Here is a 19,006-nt window from a genome sequence, read left to right as displayed (position 1 = left end):
GGACCATGGAGACCGGCGCCGACATCCGGCGCCACGCTGGCGGCCCGCGCGGCCGCGCCCCGCAAAGGAGGGTCCGATGCTGCCGTGGTGCGGGCCGATGGATCTCGCGGGTTGGCTGATCATCGCCGCCACGTGGAGCGCCATCGTCGGTCTCGCGGTGTGGGCGGTGCTGCTGCTCTTCCCAGTGCGACGCTCGTCGCGCCCGCGTCGCGAGCCCAACGGCCCGCGCGCTACCGAGGCACCATCGACCGCCGTCAGCTGGCCGGCGCCACCACCGGAAGCGTGACCTCGAAGCGCGCGCCCTCGCCCGGTCCCACGCTGTGGGCACTCACCCGGCCGCCGTGCGCCTCGACGAGCGCACGCGTGATGGCGAGCCCCACCCCCGAGCCACCATGCTCACGGTCGCGAGCCGAGTCCGCGCGATAGAAGCGCTCGAACACGTGCGGCAGGTGCTCCGCCGCGATTCCCGTGCCGGTGTCCGTGACCGAAAGCACCACGTGACCCGGGTGGTCGCCCCGCACCGCGGCGAGCGCGACACGGCCGTCGCGTGGCGTGTGACGCAGCGCATTGTCGACGAGATTGCCGAGCACCTGCGCCATCCGGTCGGGGTCCACGGTGATCCGTGGTAGCCCCGGCTCGACGTCGAGCACCAGGTCCACGCCCGCCTGCGCGGCGCGATCGCGGGCCGCGAGGAGCGCCTGCTCGAGCAGGTCGCCCGGCTCCGTCTGTGTGACATCGAGCGTCAGCGCGCCGCTCTCTGCGCGCGTCACCGACGCCAGGTCCTCGCTGAGTCGGACCAGGCGGTTCCCCTGCGCACGCAGCACCTCGACCGTCGCAGGGGTCAGCTGGGCCACCCCGTCCTCGAGCGCCTCGAGCGCCAGATTGATGGTCGCCACCGGGGTGCGCAATTCATGCGCGACATCGGAGATCAGCCGCCCACGGAGCCGCTCCGACTCGTCGAGGCGGTCCGCCATGCGGTTGAACGCGTCCGTGAGCGCGGTGAACTCCGCGCCCATATCCGGACTCTCGACCCTGACACCCACCGCGCCCTGGGCGATGCGGTGCGCCGCAGTGGCCACCGACGCGAGCGAGCGACCGATGCGCCTGGTGAGCACCACGCTCACGGCGAAGGCCGCCGCCGCACCCAGGGTGAGGGACAGCGCAAGAGCGACCGCGCTCGCGGTGCGGAACGCGAGCTCGGCATGCTCGACCGCGGCGTCGGGGTCGTCCACCTGAGAGGCGAGCAGGTGCGCGTGGAAGATCGACGGTCCGATCGCGCCCGCGACCAGCCATGCGGTCAGCGCCGCCGTCGCCAGCACCAGCCCGATCGCGACGAGGAGGCGGGGGGCGAGCCCGCCTCGGGTGATGGCGCCGCGCGTCACTCGCCGGTGCCGATCCGGTATCCCACGCCGCGCACGGTGCGGACATACCGCTGCTGCTCCGCGCTGTCACCCAGCTTCTGCCGCACGTGGAGCACGTGGACGTCCACCAGGTGCTCGTCGCCGACCCATCCACCTCCCCACACCGCCTCCAACAGCAGGGCACGGGTCATGACATGCGCCGGGCGGACGGCGAGGGCGGCAAGGACATCGAACTCGGTGCGCGTGAGCCGGACCAGGTCGCCGCCGACGCGCGCCTCGCGAGCCCCGAGATCGATCTCCAGATCACCGACGGTCACCACGCGCTCGTCGGTGGCCGGGCCCGCCGCCGCGCGGGGGCGCCGCAGCATGGCCCGCACCCGCGCGACGAGCTCACGAGGGCTGAAGGGCTTGGTCATGTAGTCGTCCGCACCGACCGACAGCCCCACGAGCGTGTCGAGCTCGTCGGCCCGAGCCGTCAGCATCACCACGTAGCTGTCCGAGAAGGTTCGCAGCTGGCGGCACACCTCCAGGCCATCGATTCCGGGAAGGCCCAGGTCTAGGACCACCACGTCCGGATCGAAGGCACGGGCGCTCGCGAGCGCGGTCTCGCCGTCGCCCGCGCGCTCGACCTCGAAGCCGTCGCGGGAGAGGTAGCCGGCGACGAGGTCGGCCAGCACCGGCTCGTCGTCGACGACGAGGGCCCGCAGGTGCGTGGGTGCTGATGCCGTCATGCGCACCATTGTCGCGGAACCGCCACGCGTCCCGCGACCCCGGCGGCGCCAACCTTCATCGAACGTTGACCAAACGCCCGGCATCCGCACGGGGCGGCGCCACCACGATGGCCGCATGCGACCCATCCTCTTTTCCATCCTTGGTCTCGACGTCCAGACGTACGGAGTCAGCAAGGCCGCCGCGGCAATCGTGGCGGCGTACGTCCTCGCGCGTGCGTTCCGGCGCCACGGCCTCGCGAGGGACGATGCGTATGGCCTGGTGACGTGGGCGACGGTGTGGGGATTCGTGGGCGCCAAGATCTACTTCATCCTCGAGCGGCTGCCCGATGTCACGCCGCATGACCTGGGCGGCTCGGGGTTCACCTGGTACGGCGGCTTGCTGGGCGGCACCGCCGCCGCCCTCATCATGATTCGACGGCGTCACCTGCCGTTCGGCGTGGTCGTCGACGCGACGGCCGTGCCGCTCAGCCTGGCTTACGCGATCGGCCGAGCGGGATGCTGGTTCTCGGGAGACGGCACGTACGGCAAGCCGACCACACTGCCATGGGGCATGAAGGTGACGGCCGGGATGCTGCCCAGCGATGTCGCCGTGCATCCGACGCCGCTCTACGAGGCGGGCGCCGCCCTCATCATCGCCGCCCTCCTCTGGGCCCTGAGCCGCCGCGCGATCCCACCATTCACGGTCTTCGCCGCGTACCTGGTCCTCAGCGGGGTCGCCCGGTTCGGCGTAGAGCTGCTCCGGACCAACCCGCCCGCGTGGTGGGGCCTCACCCAACCGCAACTGTGGTCGGTCGTGAGCGTCGCGGCGGGCATCGCGCTGGCCACCCACGCGTTGCGAAGGACGCGACCGCGCGAGCACGCTCACGCCCGCGACTCTTCATCGAATGTTCACGAAACGCCAGTCGATCCTGCGGTGGCCCGCGCGCACACTGGCGGCGTCCCAACACCGTGAGGAGAACCGCCTTGCCTTCCGCCCCGTCGCATCGCACGCAGATCACGATCGTTCACAGCCCCGCGTGCCACTTCTGCGAGGACGCCGCCGCGGCGCTCGACGATTTCGCCTCGCGCTACCCGCTCGAGATCACCACCGTCGAACTCGAGTCCCCCGCCGGCGCCGCGCTGGTGGCCCGGCACCGCCCGGCCATGAATCCCCTTGTCGTCGTGGACGGCGAGTTCTTCAGCTCGGGCCGCCTGCCGCGCAAGAAGTTGGCGAGGCTGCTCGAGCGGCACACGGACGCCGCGGTCGCCGTCGCCGAGGCGCGCTGACATGGGCTCCGAGCTTCTCGCGACCGGAAGCATCGTCGCGGCGTTCTTCGCGGGCGGTGTGGCGCTCTTCGCGCCGTGCTGCATCGTCTTCCTGGCCCCGAGCTACCTCGCGGGGGCCGTCAAGAACCGCCGCTGGCGGCTCCTGCCCCTCACCTTCATCTTCGCCGCAGGTCTCGCCGTGGTGCTGGTGCCCATCACGCTGGGCATGAGCCTGCTCTCCGGCGCGATCGCCAAGTATCATGCGCCGCTGTACTGGGCGGGCGGACTGCTCATGATCGCGCTCGCGGGACTCGCGATCTCGGGACGCATGTGGTCGTTGCCGTCGTTCCTGCGCGCGCCGGACACCAGCCGCGGCGACAGCGCCAGCTTCTTCGCCCTCGGCGTCTTCTCGGGAATCGCGTCGAGCTGCTGCGCGCCGGTGCTCGCCGGAGTGATGACGCTGTCGGTGCTGTCCGGATCTGCCGCAGGGGGCCTGGTGCTTGGCCTCGCCTATGTGTTCGGGATGGTGTTCCCACTGTTCATCATGGCGTTGGTGTGGGACAAGGCGCGCCTCGGGGAGAAGCGGTTCCTCCGTGCCCGCCCGGTCCGCCTGACCGTCGCCGGGCGCACGCTCGTGACCAACACCGTCAACGTGGTGGTCGCGGTCGCCTTCGTCGTCATGGGCGCCTTCATCATCTCGCTCGCGGGTTCGCCCGGCATGACCGGCGGCACCGCCGCACAGGCATGGGCCTCCGACGCGCTGACGCGGGTCTTCGGGACCGTGCAGGACGCCCTGAGCCCCATCCCCGAGCCCGTCCAGGCTGCCGCGCTCATCGCGGTCGCTGCGGTGTTCGTGTGGGGCACGATCGCGGACCGTCGCACGCCCTGGCGCAGGACCGCCGAGCGGAAGGCCGACTTCGCGCCGGCGGCGCCCATCCCAGCCCCAGCATCGTCCCCAACTGACCAACGCGATAACGCCGTGCACACCGCGCCGCCCGCCACCGACAAGGAGTGACCCATGACGTCAGGATCCACGACGCGACTCAACAAGGAGCGCGACAGGCTGCTCACGCAGACCGGCTCCGCGCGTGAGCGTGAGCAGCGGCGGCGCACGCTGCGGGTGCGGCTGGCGTGGCTCGGCGCGCTCGTCCTGATCGCCGGGCTCGTGACGGCGGCCCTGCTGTCCGCGCGTCCCGAGACCGGGACCGGCGCCGATCAGGCGACGCCGTTCACGCTGCCGCTGAGCGACGGCGGCGAGGTGTCGCTCGCCGACTACGCGGGTAGCCCGGTGCTGCTCTACTTCAACGAGGGAGCGGGCTGCGATTCGTGCCTCATGCAGATGGCGGCGATCGAGCAGAACCCCGACTTCGCGGCAGCGGGCATCGCGGTGCTTCCGATCGTGATGAACACCGCGGAGCAGATCAACGCCGACCGCGACCGTCTCGACGTGCAGGCACCGTTCGCCCTCGACGACGGCGTGGTGTCGGACGCATACGGCACGCTCGGCACCGGCATGCACGCCGGTCTGCCCGGGCACGGGTTCGTCCTCATCGATGCCGACGGTGTCCAGCGGTGGTACGGCAACTACCCCTCGATGTGGGTCGACCCGGCCGAGCTCCTCGAGATCGTGAACGCCAAGCTCGCCTGAGCCGGCGTCGCGTGTCAGCCGGCCTCGACCACGCCCATCATTCCGAGGTCCTCGTGATCGAGGATGTGGCAGTGATACACGGTGACGCCAGCGAAGCGGTCGAACGCGATCCTCACCGTCACCGTGGCGCCGGCCGGCACGTCCACCACGTCCCGGACGTCGACGACTCCGGGAGTCGCGTCCATCACCTGCATCGGCCACGTATGGAGATGGAAAGGGTGATGCATGGGCGAGGCGTTCTCGAGCACCCACTCCTCGACGGTCCCGAGCGACACGTCCTGGTCTACGCGGTCAGCGTCGAATGGCCTGCCGTCGAAATCGAAGGTCATGGCGGCCATGCTGGACATGCCGCCCGTCATCCGAATGATCCGGCGACGGACGACGGGCGCGTCGCGCAGGTCACGGCGGGGGCGCGACGTACGGGGCGCGACGGGGCGCGACGCACCGCCGGGGCCGAGCGTGAGCACCGTGGCATCCGCGGGCGTCGCACCCATCCCGCCCATGCCGCCCATGCCGCCCATGCCGCCCATGCCGCCGCCATGAAGCGCGTAGGCGCGGGCGACGAGGTCGACGGGCTCGGCGGGGACCTCCATCTCCAGGTCCACGCGTCCGCCGGGCACGACCAGGACGCGGCGCGTCTCGACGGCCGGCTCGAAGGCGCCTCCGTCACGTCCGCGCACCCGGACCGTACGCCCGCCGAGGTCGAGGTCGAGGTACCGCGTCGCGCACGCGTTGATGACCAGCACCCGTTCGACCCCGCCGGGCCCGCCGGTGAGCAAGGGCGCGACGAGGCCGTTGGTGAGGAGCGTGTCGCCCACCCGCCCGTCCCCGCTCGCCGCGGCGTTCGGCTGGGCGACCTCCCCGCGCACGATGGTGGTGTCCGAGACGACCGCGATCCGCGGAGCGGCTGCGGACCAGTCGTCGCTGTCGACGACGATCGCTCCGTAGAGCCCCCCGAACACCTGCGCGGCCACGAGGCCGTGGCGGTGCGGGTGGTACCAGAACACGCCGGAGGGGTGATCGGCGGGGATGGAGAGCTCGTAGTCGAACGCCTGTCCCGGCGCGATCTCGATCATCGGGTTGTCGCTCGCGCCCGCAGGCGAAACCTCGAGCCCGTGGGTGTGGAGATTCGTGGGCTCGTCGAGCTCATTGACGAGCCGGACCCGCAGGGTGTCCCCTGGCCGCACGTGAAGGGTGGGGCCCGGCACGGTGCCGTTGTAGGTGAGCATCCGGGCCGCGCCTCCCGCGACCTCAACGGGCGCCGCCGCGACGCGCAACTCGCACGCGAGCAACCCGCCGCTCGATTCCAGGACCGCTGGCTCGGACCACGGGGCCCCACCCGCGGCATCGTCCCCCCGCTGGGTTTTCTCAGGGACGCCTCCGCCCGCGGCCAAACCGGCCACACCCAGCGCGATCGACCCCGCGCCGCACGCCCCGATGGCGATCGCGGTGCGCCGCGAGACGCGAACGGTCACGGGCCCTCCAGGACCCTCAGTCGCTCGGTGAACTCCTCGGCATCGATCTCGCCACGCGCGAAGCGCTGCTCGAGGATAAGCCGCGGGCTGGGTCCGGGCTGCGCCGATCGGCGCGGCGGCTCGGCAACCTCGCGCACCTGAGCGCGAACGCCATCGCGGCCATTCCGATCCCGGGGCTGCCCGGCGAGCTGCACCACCGCGAAGATCAGTGCCGCGACCCCCGCGATGACCAGGACCCACAGCAACACCATGCCGGCGCCGCCGCCCATCATTCCGCCGTATCCATTGCCCCACATGATGACCTCCGCGTCTCGTCCGCGCGTGCGGCGAACGTCTCCCTCCAGTGTGCCCCCGGGGGCATGGTGCACGCGTCGAGAAGCGATGAAGAGTCCGTGAAGATTGCGTCGCTACAGCGGGTGCAGGAGCCTGCGGACGAACTGGCGCGTGCGGTCGTGTTGGGGGTGGCGTAGCACCTGGTCGGGAGGGCCCTCCTCGAGCACCCGACCCCCGTCGACAAAAGCCACCCGGTGTGCGACCTCGCGCGCGAACTGCAGTTCGTGCGTGACCACCACCATGGTCCAGCCCTCCGCGGCCAGGTCCCGCATCAACCCGAGGACGTCTCCCACGAGCTCGGGGTCGAGAGCGGAGGTGGGTTCGTCGAACAGCAGCACGTCGGGCCGTAGCGCGAGCGCGCGGAGAATCCCGACGCGCTGCTGCTGCCCGCCGGAGAGCTCATGCGGGTATGCCCCCGCGCGATCCGCGAGTCCCACCCTGTCGAGCAGCGCCAGCGCCTCCGCGTTGACCTCGGCGCGCGGGCGCCGCTGCACCACCACGGGTCCCTCGACGATGTTCTCGAGCACGGTGCGGTGCGGGAACAGGTGGTAGTGCTGGAACACCATGGCCGAACGGTCGCGCAACGCGCGCAGCTCCCGCGCGGGTGGTCGGGTCGCGAAGTCGACCGAAGTGTGCCCGATGCTCACGCGGCCCGAGTCGGGCACCTCGAGACCATTGAGGCACCGCAACAGCGTGGTCTTACCGGACCCGGAGGCCCCGATCACGGCGAGCACCTCGCCGCGGGCGACGCTCACGTCGACCGAGCGCAGCACCTCGACGTCCCCGAAGCTCTTGGACACGCCTGCCGCGGTGAGTAGGGACGATGCCCGCGCGCCGGTGGGGTCCGGGGTGGCACCCGGCGGGGTATCAGTGGGCGACATATCGATCCAATCGCTTCTCGAGTGAGCCCTGGCCTCCGGCCAGGGCCAGGCAGATCACCCAGTACACGAGCGCCGCCTCGACGTAGAGCACCATGAACTCCTGGCTGAAGGCCGCGATCTGTTGCGCCTCACGGAACAGCTCCGTGACGAGGATGAGCGACGCCAGCGAGGTGTCCTTCACCAGGGAGATGAAGGTGTTCGACAGCGGCGGCACCGCCACCCGCGACGCCTGGGGAAGGATGACCCGCCGCAGCGACGTGGGCCTCGACATGCCGATCATGTAGGCCGCCTCCCACTGGCCCTTGGGGACGGAGAGGATGGCGGCTCGCACCACCTCGGCCGCGTAGCCGCCCACGTTGAGCGAGAACGCGATGATCGCGCTGGGCCACGGGTCGATTGTGAGTCCGAGCGACGGCAACCCATAGAACACCACGAACAGCTGGACCAGCAGCGGCGTGCCACGGATCACGGACACATAGAGCCCCGCGACCGCGGCCACGGCGCGGTTGCCATACAGCCGCATGAGCGCGACCGCCACCGCGAGCACCATGCCCGCGGCGAACGACACCAGCGCGAGCGGGATGGTGCCTCGGATCGCCCCGCTCAGGAGAGGGCCGAGCGATCCGAGGACCAGATCCCAGTCGATGCCGGTCACGAGGCGGGTGCCACCGACACGTCCTCGCCGAAGAACTCGGTCGAGATGTCCGCGAGGGTGCCGTCGGCAGCCAGGGTGGCCAGGGCATCGTCCACCGCCGCGGCGAGCGCGTCGCTACCCTGCGCGAACGCGAAGGCGCTCCGCGACACGTCGTCGGTCTGCGCCGCGACCACCAGGCCGGTCGCGCCGGTCTGCACCTGGTAGTCGAGGAACGTGAGGCGATCGTTGATGGTGGCGTCGACGCGGCCCTGTTCCACCAGCGTGGCGGCCTGGGCCCAGCCCTCGACCGCCTCGATGACTGCGCCGGACTGCTCGGCGAGCACGTACCAGTTCGACGTGAGCGACTGGGCCGTGGTCCGGCCCTCGAGGTCCGCGAAGGAGGCGATGTCGGTAGTGGACTCGGCGACCACGATCACGCCCGGCGAGTACGTGTACGGGGAGGAGAACGTGTAGCTCTCCTCGCGGTCCGGGGTGATGGAGACCTGGTTGGCGATCACGTCGAAGCGACCCGCCTCGAGACCGGCGAAGATCGCGTCCCACTGGGTCTCCTCGAAACGAACCTCGACGCCCAGCTCCTCGGCGACCGCGCGAATCACCTCGACGTCATAGCCGGTGAGGTCGCCCGAGCCGTCCTCGTGGTAGCTGAACGGGCGGTACGTGCCCTCGGTGCCGACCACGAGCTCGCCGGCCTCGAGGACGTTCGCGAGCGAGTCGTCGGTCGAGGCGGACGCGGTCGCGGTGGGCGATGCGGTCGCGACCGGGTCGCCGGCACCGGTAGAGCACGCGGCGAGCAGGGCGGACGATCCGAGGACGGTGGCGGTAAGGACAAATCGGCGCTTCATGGGTGAGCCTTTCGTGAGGGTACGGCCGGGGGAGGCGACCGTGCGAGGGCCGCGCGGCGCGCGGCGGATGCCGGGTGGCGGGTGGGGAGTACCGGGGGACGCCAGCATGTGCGTGGGCACGATGCCGCGGCGAGGTGGCGGGCGATACCGCCTGGCTGTCGAGGGGTCCGCTAGAGCGCGGAGGGCTCGATCAACAGCGGTGCGAGGGCGCCCCACAACACGACGACATGCGGCGGCCATGGGGCGCGGGCATGAGCATCATGGGGGTGGCGTGCATGGGGATGAGGTTAGCCCACGGATCCCGCGACCCGTCACGCGCCGGCGATCTTCATCAAACCTTCATGGTCTGGCGACGGCAGGTTGACTGTCCGATGTGAGGATGAAGACCCCTGCACGAGTCCGCCCTCGGGCGCGACAACCCCGACCCGGCGGCGCCCGAGGCACCGCACGACAAGGAGAGATCCATGGCACGCACGGCTCGCATCACCGTCCTGGTCTCCGGTGCCACCGCGCTGGCGCTCACGCTCGCGGGCTGCGCCTCCTCCGCCGAGCCTGGCACACCTCGCGTGACGATCACGGCATCGGCGCCAGCGGCCACCACCCATAACGCCGCCGACACCGAGTTCGCTCAGATGATGATCGTGCACCACGAAGGCGCGGTCGAAATGGCCGACCTGGTGGTCACACGTGCGGCGACCGAGCAGGTTCGCACGCTCGGTCAACGGATCAGCGCCGCCCAGGGACCCGAGATCGCGACCATGGAGTCGTGGCTTGCGGCATGGGGCGAGGACCTGCCGGACGCCGCCGAGCACGGCGCGATGGATCACGCAGGCATGGACATGAACGGCATGGATCAGGGCGAGGCCATGGCGGCGCTCGACGCACTTGACGGCGAGGCCTTTGATCGGCTCTTCCTCGAGCTCATGATCGACCACCATCGCGGCGCGGTCGAGATGTCGACCATTCAGGTGGCCGAGGGCGAGAACACCGGCGCGATCGAACTCGCTCGCGACATCATCGCCGCCCAGCAGTCCGAGATCGCGGAGATGGAGGAGCTCCTCGCCGAATCCGCCCTGTAGCCGCGGCGCCGGACCGCCCGCCCGGACCTACCGCGGGTCGCGGTACTTCCACATCGTGAGCGAGCCGAACACGGCCACGAGTCCCGCCGCCCACACGAGCGTGGTGACGAGCTCCGCGCCTACCTCGGTGCCGTTCATGAAGCCGCGCACCGCGGTGACCAGGTCGGACACGGGGTTGACGTTGACCCACGCCTGCAGCCAGCCGGGCATCGTGGAGGGGTCCACGAAGATGTTCGATCCGAACAGCAGCGGCATGAGCACAAAACTCGCGACGCCCATGATCGAGCCCGGGGTGCGCAGCAGCATCGAGAGGAAGGTCCAGATCCACCCGAGCGAGAACGCGAACACGAGCAGCAAGGCGACGCCCGCGACCACGCCAGCGACACCGCCGGCGGGACGCCATCCGATCGCGAGACACACGATCGCGGTGACGATCGACGCGACGGTGAACCGCACGGCGTCTCCCAACAGCATTCCGACCAGCGCGGACGGCCTCCAGATGGGCAGCGACCGGAAGCGGTCGAAGACGCCCTTGTCGATGTCGGTGCGCAGCGTCGTGCCCGTGTACATCGTGATGAACAGCACCGACTGGACCAGGACGCCCGGTGCGATGTAGGCGATGTACTCCTCGACCGAGCCCGCGATCGCGCCACCGAACAGGTACGTGAAAAGGAGCGTCATGATGATCGGGAACACCGTGACGTCGAAGAGCTGCTCGGGCACGTGCTTGATCTTGAGCAGTGCGCGCCACCCGAAGGTGACGGAGGTCGACACGGCGGAGGGTCGCGCCGGGCGAGTCGCCCCCGTGAGAGCCGAGGCGATGGCCTCGACCTTGGGAGCGGGCGCCTCCCCCTGAGGCGCGGTCTGCGAAGCGGTCTGAGTGCTCATGCCGCCTCCTCCTCTGCGGGTGTGTCGTCCGACTCGGCATGATGGCCCGTCAGCGCGAGGAAGACCTCGTCGAGAGTGGGCTGCCCGAGCGAGAACTGTGCGAGCCCGATGCGCGCGTCCTCGAGTGCGGTGAGCGCGCGCGTCACGCCCGAACGGTCCTCGAGCCCGGCCACGAGCGCCTGCGGATCGTGCGTGGTGTCGAAGTCGACCCCGAGCTCGCGCACCAGGATCGCGCGCGCCGCGTCGCGCTCATCGCGGTGCATGACGCGCACGTGCAGGGTGCCGGACCCCACGGAGGCCTTGAGTTCGCTCGAGGTGCCCTCCGCGATGATCCGCCCCTGGTCGATCACGGAGATGCGGTCCGCGAGTTGGTCGGCCTCGTCGAGGTACTGCGTGGTGAGCATCACGGTGGTGCCGTGCGCGACCAGCGCACGAATGATGTCCCACACCTCATTGCGCGCACGCGGGTCGAGTCCCGTGGTGGGCTCGTCGAGGAACAGCAACTCGGGACTCACCACCAGCGACGCAGCAATGTCGATGCGCCTGCGCATGCCTCCGCTGTACTTCTTGACCTGCCGGTCCGCAGCATCGGCCAACCCGAACGCCTCGAGCAACTGATCCGCGCGGCCCGCGCCCGCCGCGCCGCGATACCCGTACAGGCGCGCGATGAGCCGCAGGTTCTCCTTGCCCGTGAGGTCCTCGTCAACCGACGCGAACTGCCCCGTGAGGCTCACACGCGAGCGCACCTCATCGGCCTGCCTCTCGACGTCGTAGCCCAACACGCGAGCGCGACCCTCGTCCGGCCGGATGAGCGTGGCGAGCATGCGAATCGCCGTGGTTTTGCCTGCGCCGTTGGGCCCCAGAAAGCCGTGCACACCTCCGCGAGCGATCGCGAGATCGATCCCGTCGACCGCCCGCTGCTTGCCGTAGATCTTCGCGAGACCCTCGGTCTCGATTGCCAGGTCCGTCATGAATACTCCCCCCGGCGCCACCGGGGACGTAGCGCCTCCGTCAGGCTACGCCCGAGGTCCGACAACGTGAAGGGTCACGGCCGCATCCTCGGGCCTCTCCACCACCGCACGATCGCGCGCGCGTGACCCACGGCATCGTCCATCCAGGGCTGATGGCCCTGACCAGGGAGGATGCGCACGGTCGAGCCGGGTGCGTGCGCCGCCCACGCGCGCACCCTCGCGGGAGAGGAGAACGGATCGCGGTCGCCCACGAGCCACAGCGAGGGCGCACGCACTTCCTCGAGCGTCTCGCGACCCGGCGCCCAGCCCGCCCGCAGACCGCGCCAGGACGCGGCGAGGCGGATGAGCGCGAGCTCGTGCGCATACGTGTCCGTGTGGCGCGCGACGGCGACGCGCCACGCGAGATCCGGCCCGGCGAGCCCGCCGCGCGAGAGCAGCCGCGCGTGGCCCATGGCGCGAAAGGAGCGGCGGAGATCGGCCTCCGTCACGCGGCGGCGAGTGACCGCGCGTGCCACCGGTCGCAGGGACGATGCCCGCAGTGGGGCGGGCAGCCGGGCGCCGGCGAGGAGCGGCGCGCCTTCGAGGACGAGCGTGCGCACGAGCTCGGGGCGACGTGCCGCGAGCGTCAGGGCCGCCGCTCCCCCGGCGGAGCTGCCGACGACATCCGCGGGGCCGGCGGAGTGGGCCTCGATGACCGCGGCGAGGGCCGCGGTGGTGGCGTCGAAGAGCTCCCCCGAGGTGGCCGGCGGCGGGTCGAGGGGGTCGCTGAGCCCGCAGCCGGGGCGGTCGACCACCAGCACCCGCAGCCCGGACAGCGGACCGCTCGCGAGCGCTCCCGCGAGCGGCACGAGCGAGGCTCCCGCGGTGGGACTACCGTGGATGAACAGCACCGGGCGGCCCTCCCCGCGCGCGAGCACCCGGATGCGCCCGCGGGGGTGGTCGACCCAGTGCTCGGTCGGACTCGGGAGTTCATGCCGCTCCCAGACGGCCGCCTCCGCGGCCCTGTAGCGGGCATCGTCCCTCATCCCGGGCCTATCGCGAGAAGGTGCCCACGGTGCGCGCCTGCCCGATCACGGCATCCGCGTAGCGCGCGAGGAACTCCGCGCGGGTGGGCTCGCCCTCGACCGGGCGGGAGAGCGCGTAGACCCAGAAGTAGTAGCGATGCACGCCGTGGCCGGGCGGAGGGAAGGCGCCCACGTAGCCGACGCCGGAGTCGTCCTGGGGCCCGGACCTTCCCAGCGCGACCGCGATCTCGCCCTCGATGGGCGGCAGTCCGTACAGCGTCCAGTGGGTGAAGCCGTGCGGGAGCGGGGCGTCGGGGTCGTGGCACACGAGCGCGAGCTCGACGGACCCCTCGGGCACCCCCTCGACGCTCATGCGGGGCGCGAGCGCGCCGTCCTGCCCCGCGAAGGTGTCCGGGATGCGGGTGCCGTCGGGGATGTCGGGGCTGGTCAGCGTGAAGTCGGAGGCGGGCATGAGTTCAGCATGACGCAGGCGGGGTCGCCGCGCGCGGGGAGTACTCAGTGTCCCGCAGCCCGCGAGACTCGCGACGGAGGAGTACTGAGTGTCCCGAACGGTGGCCGGGGGCGGGGCTCGGTGGGGCGCGGGTGGGGTTAGGCGTGGCCGCCGGGGGGCGAGGACTTCTGCTGCGAGTAGATCGACTCGATGAGGTCCTTGAAGTTCTCCATGACCACGGCCCGGCGAATCTTGAGCGAGGCCGTGATCTCCTCGCGGGCCTCGGTGAACTCGCGGGGAAGGATGCGGAACTCGCGGATGGCCTCGGCGCGCGAGACGTGATCGTTGGCCGTGGCGATCGCGCGGCTGATGAGCTCGCGCACGCGCTCGTGTGTCGAGGCGGTCGCGACGTCCATCTCGGGCAGGTCGTGAGCGGCGAGCCAGCTGGGCAACAGCACCGGGTCGAGCGTCACGACGGCGGACACGAAGTGGCGGCCGTCGCCGATCACCACGGAGTCCTGAATCGCGGGGTGCGAGCGGATCGAGTCCTCGAGGATCGCGGGCTGGATGTTCTTGCCCGAGGACAGCACCAGGATCTCCTTCTTGCGACCCGTGATGGTGAGGTTGCCGTCGTGGATCTCTCCCAGGTCGCCCGTCGCGAACCAGTCGCCGCGCATCACCTGAGCGGTCTCCTCGGGTGCGTTCCAGTAGCCCGAGAACAGGTTGACGCCCCTGACCAGGATCTCGCCGTCCTCGTCGAGCTTCACCTCGCAGCCCGCGAGCGGGTGGCCGACGGTGCCCATGACCTGGCCGGTGCTGGGGGTTCCCATGTGCGCTGCGGTGGTCTCCGTGAGTCCGTAGCCCTGCATCACGGTGACGCCCAGTCCGCGGAAGAAGTGGCCGATGCTCGCGTTGAGCTTGGCTCCGCCCGCGAGCACGTAGCCCAGCTGCCCACCCATGAGCGCGCGGATCTTCTTGAGCACCAGCGCGTCGGCAATCCGGAAGCGCACCTTCAGCCCGAGCGACGGTCCGCCGGTCTCGAGCGCCATCGAAGACTCGCGCGCGACCTTGGCCGACCAGCGGAAGATCCGCTTCTTGAGGCCGGTCTGGGCGGCGTCCGCGCGGTTGTAGATCGTCTCGAGCACGCGCGGGACCAGCGGCATCCACGTGGGCCGGAAGCTCGCGAGGTCGGCGGCGAGCGTCTTATGGTTCGGGGTGTAGCCAATCACGGCGCCCGAGGACAGCGCGAGCACCATCGCGTAGCGCGCGAAGACATGCGCGAGGGGAAGGAAGAGCAGCACCCTCGTGTCGCCCTGCACGAACGCGCCGAACTCGGAGTCGAGCTCGACGTTCTTCGCGTGCTCGACCAGGTTGCGGTGGGTGAGCATCGCGCCCTTGGGCCGGCCCGTGGTGCCCGAGGTGTAGATGATGGTCGCGAGGTCGGTGAGCACCACGTCCGCGGTGCGGGCGTCGAGGTCGGCGTCGGAGACGCCGTCACCGGAGGCGGCGAGCGCGTCGAGGCCTTCGGCGGTGAGCGCGACCACCCGGGGAGCCTTGTCGAGGCCCGCGAGCATGGCGCGCAGGTCCTCGGTCTCCGCCGCGACCAGGGACAGCCCCGCGTCCTCGACGATCCACGCGCACTGCTTCGCCGACGACGACGGGTAGATGGGCACGACGATGCCCCCGGCGGCGAGCACCGCGAAGTCCATCACGGACCACTCGATGCGGGTGTCGCCCATGATGCCCACACGGTCGCCCGCGGCCACGCCGGACGCGATGAGGCCCTTCGCCACGGCGCGCACCCGATCCCTGAACTCGGCGAGCGACACGGGGACCCATGCCCCGGCATCGTCCTTCACCTCGGCGAAGGGACCGCTGGGGTTCGCCGCGACGCGAGAGTCGAGCATCGCGGTGAGGTTCATCGCGGGGTCGATGCTGGCGAGCCCCGGTGCTGCCATGTGGTTCTGGGTCATGCTCAATCTTAACCTACGCGCCCGTAGGTTACGCATGCGTAGGCGTGCGACGCGCCGGGCCAGGCCGGGCCGTCGACGCGTCAGAGAACCCGGTGCATCCAGCCGTAGGGATCCTCGGCGCGGCCGTACTGGATCGCGGTGAGGCGCTCGCGCACCGCGGCCGTCACGGGGCCCGGCTGGCCGTCGCCGACCGTCACGTCGAAGTCTGTCGAGGCCATGCGCCCGACCGGGGTGACGATCGCCGCGGTGCCGCACGCGAACACCTCGGTGATCTCGCCGTCCTCGATCCCCTGACGCAGCTCCGCGAGCGTGATGTCTCGCTCGACCACCTTGAGGTCCTGGTCCTCGAGCAGCCTGATGACGCTCGAACGGGTCACTCCCTCGAGGATGTTGCCGTTGATGATCGGGGTGAGCACCGTGCCGTCCGCGCGGACGGCGAACACGTTCATGCCGCCCAGCTCCTCGAGCACGGATCCCGTCGCGGCGTCGAGGTACAGCACCTGGTCGAAGCCGCGCTCGTACGCGGCCATCTGCGGGCGCAGCGACGCGGCGTAGTTGCCGCCGCACTTGGCCGCGCCGGTGCCACCCGGGCCCGCGCGGTGATAGTCGCGCTCGACCCAGATCGACACGGGCTTGATGCCGCCGGGGAAGTACGGCCCCGAGGGGGATGCGATGAGCAGGTAGTCGACGCGCTTGGGCGCGCGCAGTCCGAGGAACACGTCGGTGCCGATGAGGAAGGGGCGCAGGTAGAGCGACGTCTCGGGGGCGTCGGGCACCCACGCGTGCTCGAGCTCGACGAGCGCGCGGATCGAGGCCATGAAGTCGTCGACGCTCAGCTCCGGCAGCGCCATGCGCCATGCGGAGCGCTGGAGGCGCTCGGCGTTCGCGTGCGGACGGAACAGCCGGATGCTGCCGTCGGCCCACCGGTACGCCTTCAGGCCCTCGAAGACCTCCTGCGCGTAGTGCAGCACGGAGGCGGCGGGGTCCATCGGAATGGGGCCGTAGGGCTCGATGCGGCGGTCGTGCCAGCCCTCGTCGGCGGTCCACGTCACGCGCGCCATGTGGTCGGTGAACTGCAGCCCGAAGGCGAGGTCGCGTAGCTTCTCCGCGCGCTCGGCGTCCGTGGCCGCGTGGGGATTGCGGACGACGCGGAAGGCCTCGCCGGTGGACGATGCGATGGTGTCAGTCACTTCTGGGCCTTCCTTGGTCTTGGCATGGGGTGAGTCCTGCGAGGTGCTGAGTGCTCAGAATCGGCGGATTCGCGCACTCAGCACCTCACAGGGCGTCCTAGAGGGGATGGGTCCTAGGCGCGGATGCGGGCGGCGAGGGCGTCGCCGACCTCGGCCGTCGAGCGAACCAGCCCGGACTCGGCCTTGGCCGCGGCATCGGCCGCGACCGCCGCCTCGACCTTGGCCGCGAGCTCGCCGTGGCCCAGGAAGTCCAGCATCATCGCGACCGACAGCACGGTGGCGGACGGGTCCGCCTTCTGCTGACCGGCGATGTCGGGGGCCGAGCCGTGGACCGGCTCGAACATCGACGGTCCGGTCTTGTCGGGGTTGACGTTGCCCGAGGCCGCGAGCCCGATGCCGCCGGAGACCGCGGCCGCCTGGTCCGTGAGGATGTCGCCGAACAGGTTGTCCGTGACGATCACGTCGAAGCGCGAGGGGTCCGTGGTCATGACGATCGTCGCGGCGTCGATGTGCAGGTAGTCCCACGTGACGTCGGGGAACTCCGGCGCGACCGCCTCGACCGTGCGGCGCCACAGGTGACCCGCGTGCACGAGCACGTTGTGCTTGTGCACCAGGGTCACGTGCTTGCGGTCGCGACCCGCCGCGACGGAGAACGCGTAGCGGACCACGCGCTCGACGCCGTGACGGGTGTTGACGGAGACCTCGGTCGCGATCTCGTGGGGGGTGTCGACGCGCAGCGCGCCGCCGTTGCCCACGTACGGACCCTCGGTGCCCTCGCGCACCACCACGAAGTCGATCTCGCCCGGCTCACGCAGCGGCGACACCTCCCCGGGGTACAGGCGCGACGGACGCAGGTTGACGTACTGGTCGAGCGCGAAGCGCAACTTGAGCAGCAGCCCGCGCTCAAGCACGCCCGACGGCACCGTGGGGTCGCCGATCGCGCCCAGCAGGATGACGTCGTGGCCCTTGATCGCCTCGAGGTCGGCGTCCGTCAGGGTCTCCCCCGTCGCGTGCCAGCGCTTGGCACCCAGGTCGAACTCGGTGGTCTCGAACACGATTCCGGTGCCCTCGGTCGCGGCGGCGAGGCACTTGAGCCCCTCCGCGACAACCTCCGGGCCGATCCCGTCGCCCGCGACCACCGCGAGGCGGTAGGTGGTCTCGGTCATCGGGCCGCCGAGCCGTCCACGTAGTCCTTGTCCTGCGCGGCGCCGGACCACGAGAACAGGGCGCGGAGCTCCTTGCCGGTGGTCTCGATGGGGTGCGACTCCTCCTTGGCGCGCAGCTCCTTGAACTCGACGGCGCCGTTGTCCTGGTCGTCGATGAAGCGCTTGGCAAACGCGCCGGACTGGATGTCGGCGAGCACGGCCTTCATGTTCTCCTTGACCTCCGGGGTGATGATGCGGGGGCCGGAGACGTAGTCGCCGTACTCGGCGGTGTCGGAGATCGACCAGCGCTGCTTGGCGATGCCGCCCTCCCACATGAGGTCCACGATCAGCTTGAGCTCGTGCAGGACCTCGAAGTACGCGATCTCGGGCTGGTAGCCGGCCTCGGTCAGCACCTCGAAGCCGTACTGCACCAGGTGCGACGTGCCACCGCAGAGCACGGCCTGCTCGCCGAAGAGGTCCGTCTCGGTCTCCTCGGTGAACGTGGTCTTGATGACGCCTGCGCGCGTGCCACCGATCGCCGAGGCGTAGGACAGCGCGGTCGCCCACGCCGAGCCCGACTCGTCGTGCTCGACGGCGATGATGTCCGGGATGCCGCGGCCCGCGACGTACTCGCGACGCACGGTGTGGCCGGGTGCCTTGGGGGCGATGAGGATGACGTCGACGCCCTCGGGGGTCTCGATGTAGCCGAAGCGGATGTTGAAGCCGTGCGCGAACGCGAGGGTCTTGCCCGGCGCGAGGTGCGGCTTGATCTCGTCGTTGTAGATGCCGCGCTGGTGCTGGTCCGGCGCGAGGATCATGATGAGGTCGGCCCACTGCGTGGCGTCGGCGACGCTGAGGACCGTGAAGCCGTCCTCCTCCGCCTTCGCGACCGACTTCGAGCCGTCGCGGAGCGCGACGCGCACCTCGACGCCCGAGTCGCGCAGGTTCTGCGCGTGAGCGTGGCCCTGCGAGCCGTAGCCCACGACCGCGACCTTCTTGCCCTGGATGATCGAGAGGTCTGCGTCCTTCTCGTAGAACAGCTCAGCCATGCTGGGATCTCCTTCAGTTGATTGTCGAACGTAAGTGAAGACGGGGGTGAGGGGACGATGCTCGGGCGGGCCGGGCATCGTCCCT

20 protein-coding genes are annotated in these 19,006 nt (G+C 70.7%); 5 read left to right on the top strand and 15 right to left on the bottom strand.

What is annotated here, in order from left to right; genetic code table 11:
• Positions 1 to 254 precede the first annotated feature (254 nt).
• A complete protein-coding gene (locus tag ABEA62_RS08145; protein WP_345379541.1) occupies positions 255 to 1,382 on the bottom strand; it encodes a sensor histidine kinase in 1,128 nt (375 codons plus the stop codon).
• Complete coding sequence (locus tag ABEA62_RS08140) at positions 1,379 to 2,101, bottom strand: response regulator transcription factor (RefSeq protein ID WP_425558002.1); 723 nt, start codon at positions 2,099 to 2,101, stop codon at positions 1,379 to 1,381. The genes ABEA62_RS08145 and ABEA62_RS08140 overlap by 4 nt, the downstream gene beginning before the upstream one ends.
• Before the next feature lie 106 nt (positions 2,102 to 2,207).
• On the opposite strand from ABEA62_RS08140, the gene ABEA62_RS08135 reads away from it, so the two are divergent.
• The 4 genes from ABEA62_RS08135 to ABEA62_RS08120 are packed head-to-tail and all read left to right on the top strand — an operon-like array spanning position 2,208 to position 4,985.
• Entirely contained in the window at positions 2,208 to 3,044 is an 837-nt protein-coding gene (locus ABEA62_RS08135) for a prolipoprotein diacylglyceryl transferase (RefSeq protein ID WP_286215406.1), read from the top strand.
• 11 nt (positions 3,045 to 3,055) lie between these two features.
• Entirely contained in the window at positions 3,056 to 3,358 is a 303-nt protein-coding gene (locus ABEA62_RS08130; RefSeq protein ID WP_286215405.1) for a glutaredoxin, read from the top strand.
• Between the two features lies 1 nt (position 3,359).
• Positions 3,360 to 4,352: a cytochrome c biogenesis CcdA family protein gene (locus tag ABEA62_RS08125; RefSeq protein WP_286215404.1), complete on the top strand. Its 993-nt coding sequence runs from the start codon at positions 3,360 to 3,362 to the stop codon at positions 4,350 to 4,352.
• A gap of 3 nt (positions 4,353 to 4,355) precedes the next feature.
• Positions 4,356 to 4,985, top strand: a complete 630-nt coding sequence (locus ABEA62_RS08120; protein ID WP_286215403.1) for a peroxiredoxin family protein — start codon at positions 4,356 to 4,358, stop codon at positions 4,983 to 4,985.
• Positions 4,986 to 4,999: 14 nt separating this feature from the next.
• Here ABEA62_RS08120 and ABEA62_RS08115 read toward each other — a convergent pair whose 3' ends face one another.
• The 5 genes from ABEA62_RS08115 to ABEA62_RS08095 all read right to left on the bottom strand — a co-directional run bounded on the left by ABEA62_RS08115 (position 5,000) and on the right by ABEA62_RS08095 (position 9,171).
• Entirely contained in the window at positions 5,000 to 6,460 is a 1,461-nt protein-coding gene (locus ABEA62_RS08115; RefSeq protein WP_345379537.1) for a multicopper oxidase family protein, read from the bottom strand.
• Complete coding sequence (locus ABEA62_RS08110; protein ID WP_286215400.1) at positions 6,457 to 6,756, bottom strand: SHOCT domain-containing protein; 300 nt, start codon at positions 6,754 to 6,756, stop codon at positions 6,457 to 6,459. The genes ABEA62_RS08115 and ABEA62_RS08110 overlap by 4 nt, the downstream gene beginning before the upstream one ends.
• 111 nt (positions 6,757 to 6,867) lie before the next feature.
• Positions 6,868 to 7,674, bottom strand: a complete 807-nt coding sequence (locus tag ABEA62_RS08105; protein ID WP_286215399.1) for an amino acid ABC transporter ATP-binding protein — start codon at positions 7,672 to 7,674, stop codon at positions 6,868 to 6,870.
• Positions 7,661 to 8,320 carry an amino acid ABC transporter permease gene (locus tag ABEA62_RS08100; RefSeq protein WP_286216797.1) on the bottom strand — a complete coding sequence of 220 codons (660 nt, stop codon included), beginning with the start codon at positions 8,318 to 8,320 and terminating at the stop codon, positions 7,661 to 7,663. Before ABEA62_RS08100 ends, ABEA62_RS08105 begins: the two co-directional genes overlap by 14 nt.
• Before the next feature lie 5 nt (positions 8,321 to 8,325).
• On the bottom strand, positions 8,326 to 9,171 hold the full coding sequence (locus ABEA62_RS08095) for a transporter substrate-binding domain-containing protein (RefSeq protein WP_286215398.1): 846 nt from the start codon (positions 9,169 to 9,171) through the stop codon (positions 8,326 to 8,328).
• Between the two features lie 464 nt (positions 9,172 to 9,635).
• On the opposite strand from ABEA62_RS08095, the gene ABEA62_RS08090 reads away from it, so the two are divergent.
• Positions 9,636 to 10,250 (top strand): DUF305 domain-containing protein, encoded by a 615-nt coding sequence (locus tag ABEA62_RS08090; RefSeq protein WP_286215397.1) that lies wholly within the window; start codon positions 9,636 to 9,638, stop codon positions 10,248 to 10,250.
• A 27-nt stretch (positions 10,251 to 10,277) separates the two neighbouring features.
• On the opposite strand, the gene ABEA62_RS08085 is transcribed toward ABEA62_RS08090, so the two are convergent.
• From ABEA62_RS08085 to ilvC, 8 genes are all read right to left on the bottom strand, one after another.
• Positions 10,278 to 11,138, bottom strand: a complete 861-nt coding sequence (locus ABEA62_RS08085; RefSeq protein ID WP_345379531.1) for an ABC transporter permease — start codon at positions 11,136 to 11,138, stop codon at positions 10,278 to 10,280.
• Complete coding sequence (locus ABEA62_RS08080) at positions 11,135 to 12,109, bottom strand: ATP-binding cassette domain-containing protein (protein WP_286215395.1); 975 nt, start codon at positions 12,107 to 12,109, stop codon at positions 11,135 to 11,137. Before ABEA62_RS08080 ends, ABEA62_RS08085 begins: the two co-directional genes overlap by 4 nt.
• A gap of 74 nt (positions 12,110 to 12,183) precedes the next feature.
• Positions 12,184 to 13,134, bottom strand: a complete 951-nt coding sequence (locus ABEA62_RS08075) for an alpha/beta fold hydrolase (RefSeq protein WP_345379529.1) — start codon at positions 13,132 to 13,134, stop codon at positions 12,184 to 12,186.
• A gap of 7 nt (positions 13,135 to 13,141) precedes the next feature.
• On the bottom strand, positions 13,142 to 13,585 hold the full coding sequence (locus ABEA62_RS08070) for a YbhB/YbcL family Raf kinase inhibitor-like protein (protein WP_286215393.1): 444 nt from the start codon (positions 13,583 to 13,585) through the stop codon (positions 13,142 to 13,144).
• Positions 13,586 to 13,722: 137 nt separating this feature from the next.
• Positions 13,723 to 15,537 (bottom strand): AMP-dependent synthetase/ligase, encoded by a 1,815-nt coding sequence (locus ABEA62_RS08065; protein WP_345379526.1) that lies wholly within the window; start codon positions 15,535 to 15,537, stop codon positions 13,723 to 13,725.
• An 80-nt stretch (positions 15,538 to 15,617) separates the two neighbouring features.
• Positions 15,618 to 16,727, bottom strand: coding sequence for a branched-chain amino acid aminotransferase (locus ABEA62_RS08060; protein WP_286215391.1), 1,110 nt, complete (start codon positions 16,725 to 16,727; stop codon positions 15,618 to 15,620).
• Between the two features lie 113 nt (positions 16,728 to 16,840).
• The gene (locus ABEA62_RS08055; protein WP_286215390.1) at positions 16,841 to 17,893 is read right to left on the bottom strand and encodes a 3-isopropylmalate dehydrogenase; all 1,053 of its coding nucleotides are present in this window, start codon (positions 17,891 to 17,893) and stop codon (positions 16,841 to 16,843) included.
• Entirely contained in the window at positions 17,890 to 18,999 is a 1,110-nt protein-coding gene (gene ilvC, locus ABEA62_RS08050) for a ketol-acid reductoisomerase (protein WP_345379522.1), read from the bottom strand. The genes ABEA62_RS08055 and ilvC overlap by 4 nt, the downstream gene beginning before the upstream one ends.
• Positions 19,000 to 19,006 lie beyond the last annotated feature (7 nt).

The organism is Demequina sediminis, assembly GCF_039545075.1.
Taxonomy (GTDB): Bacteria; Actinomycetota; Actinomycetes; order Actinomycetales; family Demequinaceae; genus Demequina; species Demequina sediminis.
Note: the sequence above shows the minus strand (reverse complement) of the source record. Positions and strands in the feature narration are given on the sequence as shown.

Excerpts from the sequence above, each read along its gene's own strand:
- ABEA62_RS08075 (WP_345379529.1), bottom strand. The coding sequence starts at position 13,134 with ATGAGGGACGATGCCCGCTACAGGGCCGCGGAGGCGGCCGTCTGGGAG.
- ABEA62_RS08095 (WP_286215398.1), bottom strand. The coding sequence starts at position 9,171 with ATGAAGCGCCGATTTGTCCTTACCGCCACCGTCCTCGGATCGTCCGCC.
- ABEA62_RS08105 (WP_286215399.1), bottom strand. The coding sequence starts at position 7,674 with ATGTCGCCCACTGATACCCCGCCGGGTGCCACCCCGGACCCCACCGGC.
- ilvC (WP_345379522.1), bottom strand. The coding sequence starts at position 18,999 with ATGCCCGGCCCGCCCGAGCATCGTCCCCTCACCCCCGTCTTCACTTAC.
- ABEA62_RS08070 (WP_286215393.1), bottom strand. The coding sequence starts at position 13,585 with ATGCCCGCCTCCGACTTCACGCTGACCAGCCCCGACATCCCCGACGGC.
- ABEA62_RS08085 (WP_345379531.1), bottom strand. The coding sequence starts at position 11,138 with ATGAGCACTCAGACCGCTTCGCAGACCGCGCCTCAGGGGGAGGCGCCC.
- ABEA62_RS08080 (WP_286215395.1), bottom strand. The coding sequence starts at position 12,109 with ATGACGGACCTGGCAATCGAGACCGAGGGTCTCGCGAAGATCTACGGC.
- ABEA62_RS08090 (WP_286215397.1), top strand. The coding sequence starts at position 9,636 with ATGGCACGCACGGCTCGCATCACCGTCCTGGTCTCCGGTGCCACCGCG.
- ABEA62_RS08055 (WP_286215390.1), bottom strand. The coding sequence starts at position 17,893 with ATGACCGAGACCACCTACCGCCTCGCGGTGGTCGCGGGCGACGGGATC.
- ABEA62_RS08110 (WP_286215400.1), bottom strand. The coding sequence starts at position 6,756 with ATGTGGGGCAATGGATACGGCGGAATGATGGGCGGCGGCGCCGGCATG.
- ABEA62_RS08120 (WP_286215403.1), top strand. The coding sequence starts at position 4,356 with ATGACGTCAGGATCCACGACGCGACTCAACAAGGAGCGCGACAGGCTG.
- ABEA62_RS08125 (WP_286215404.1), top strand. The coding sequence starts at position 3,360 with ATGGGCTCCGAGCTTCTCGCGACCGGAAGCATCGTCGCGGCGTTCTTC.
- ABEA62_RS08065 (WP_345379526.1), bottom strand. The coding sequence starts at position 15,537 with ATGACCCAGAACCACATGGCAGCACCGGGGCTCGCCAGCATCGACCCC.
- ABEA62_RS08135 (WP_286215406.1), top strand. The coding sequence starts at position 2,208 with ATGCGACCCATCCTCTTTTCCATCCTTGGTCTCGACGTCCAGACGTAC.
- ABEA62_RS08140 (WP_425558002.1), bottom strand. The coding sequence starts at position 2,101 with ATGGTGCGCATGACGGCATCAGCACCCACGCACCTGCGGGCCCTCGTC.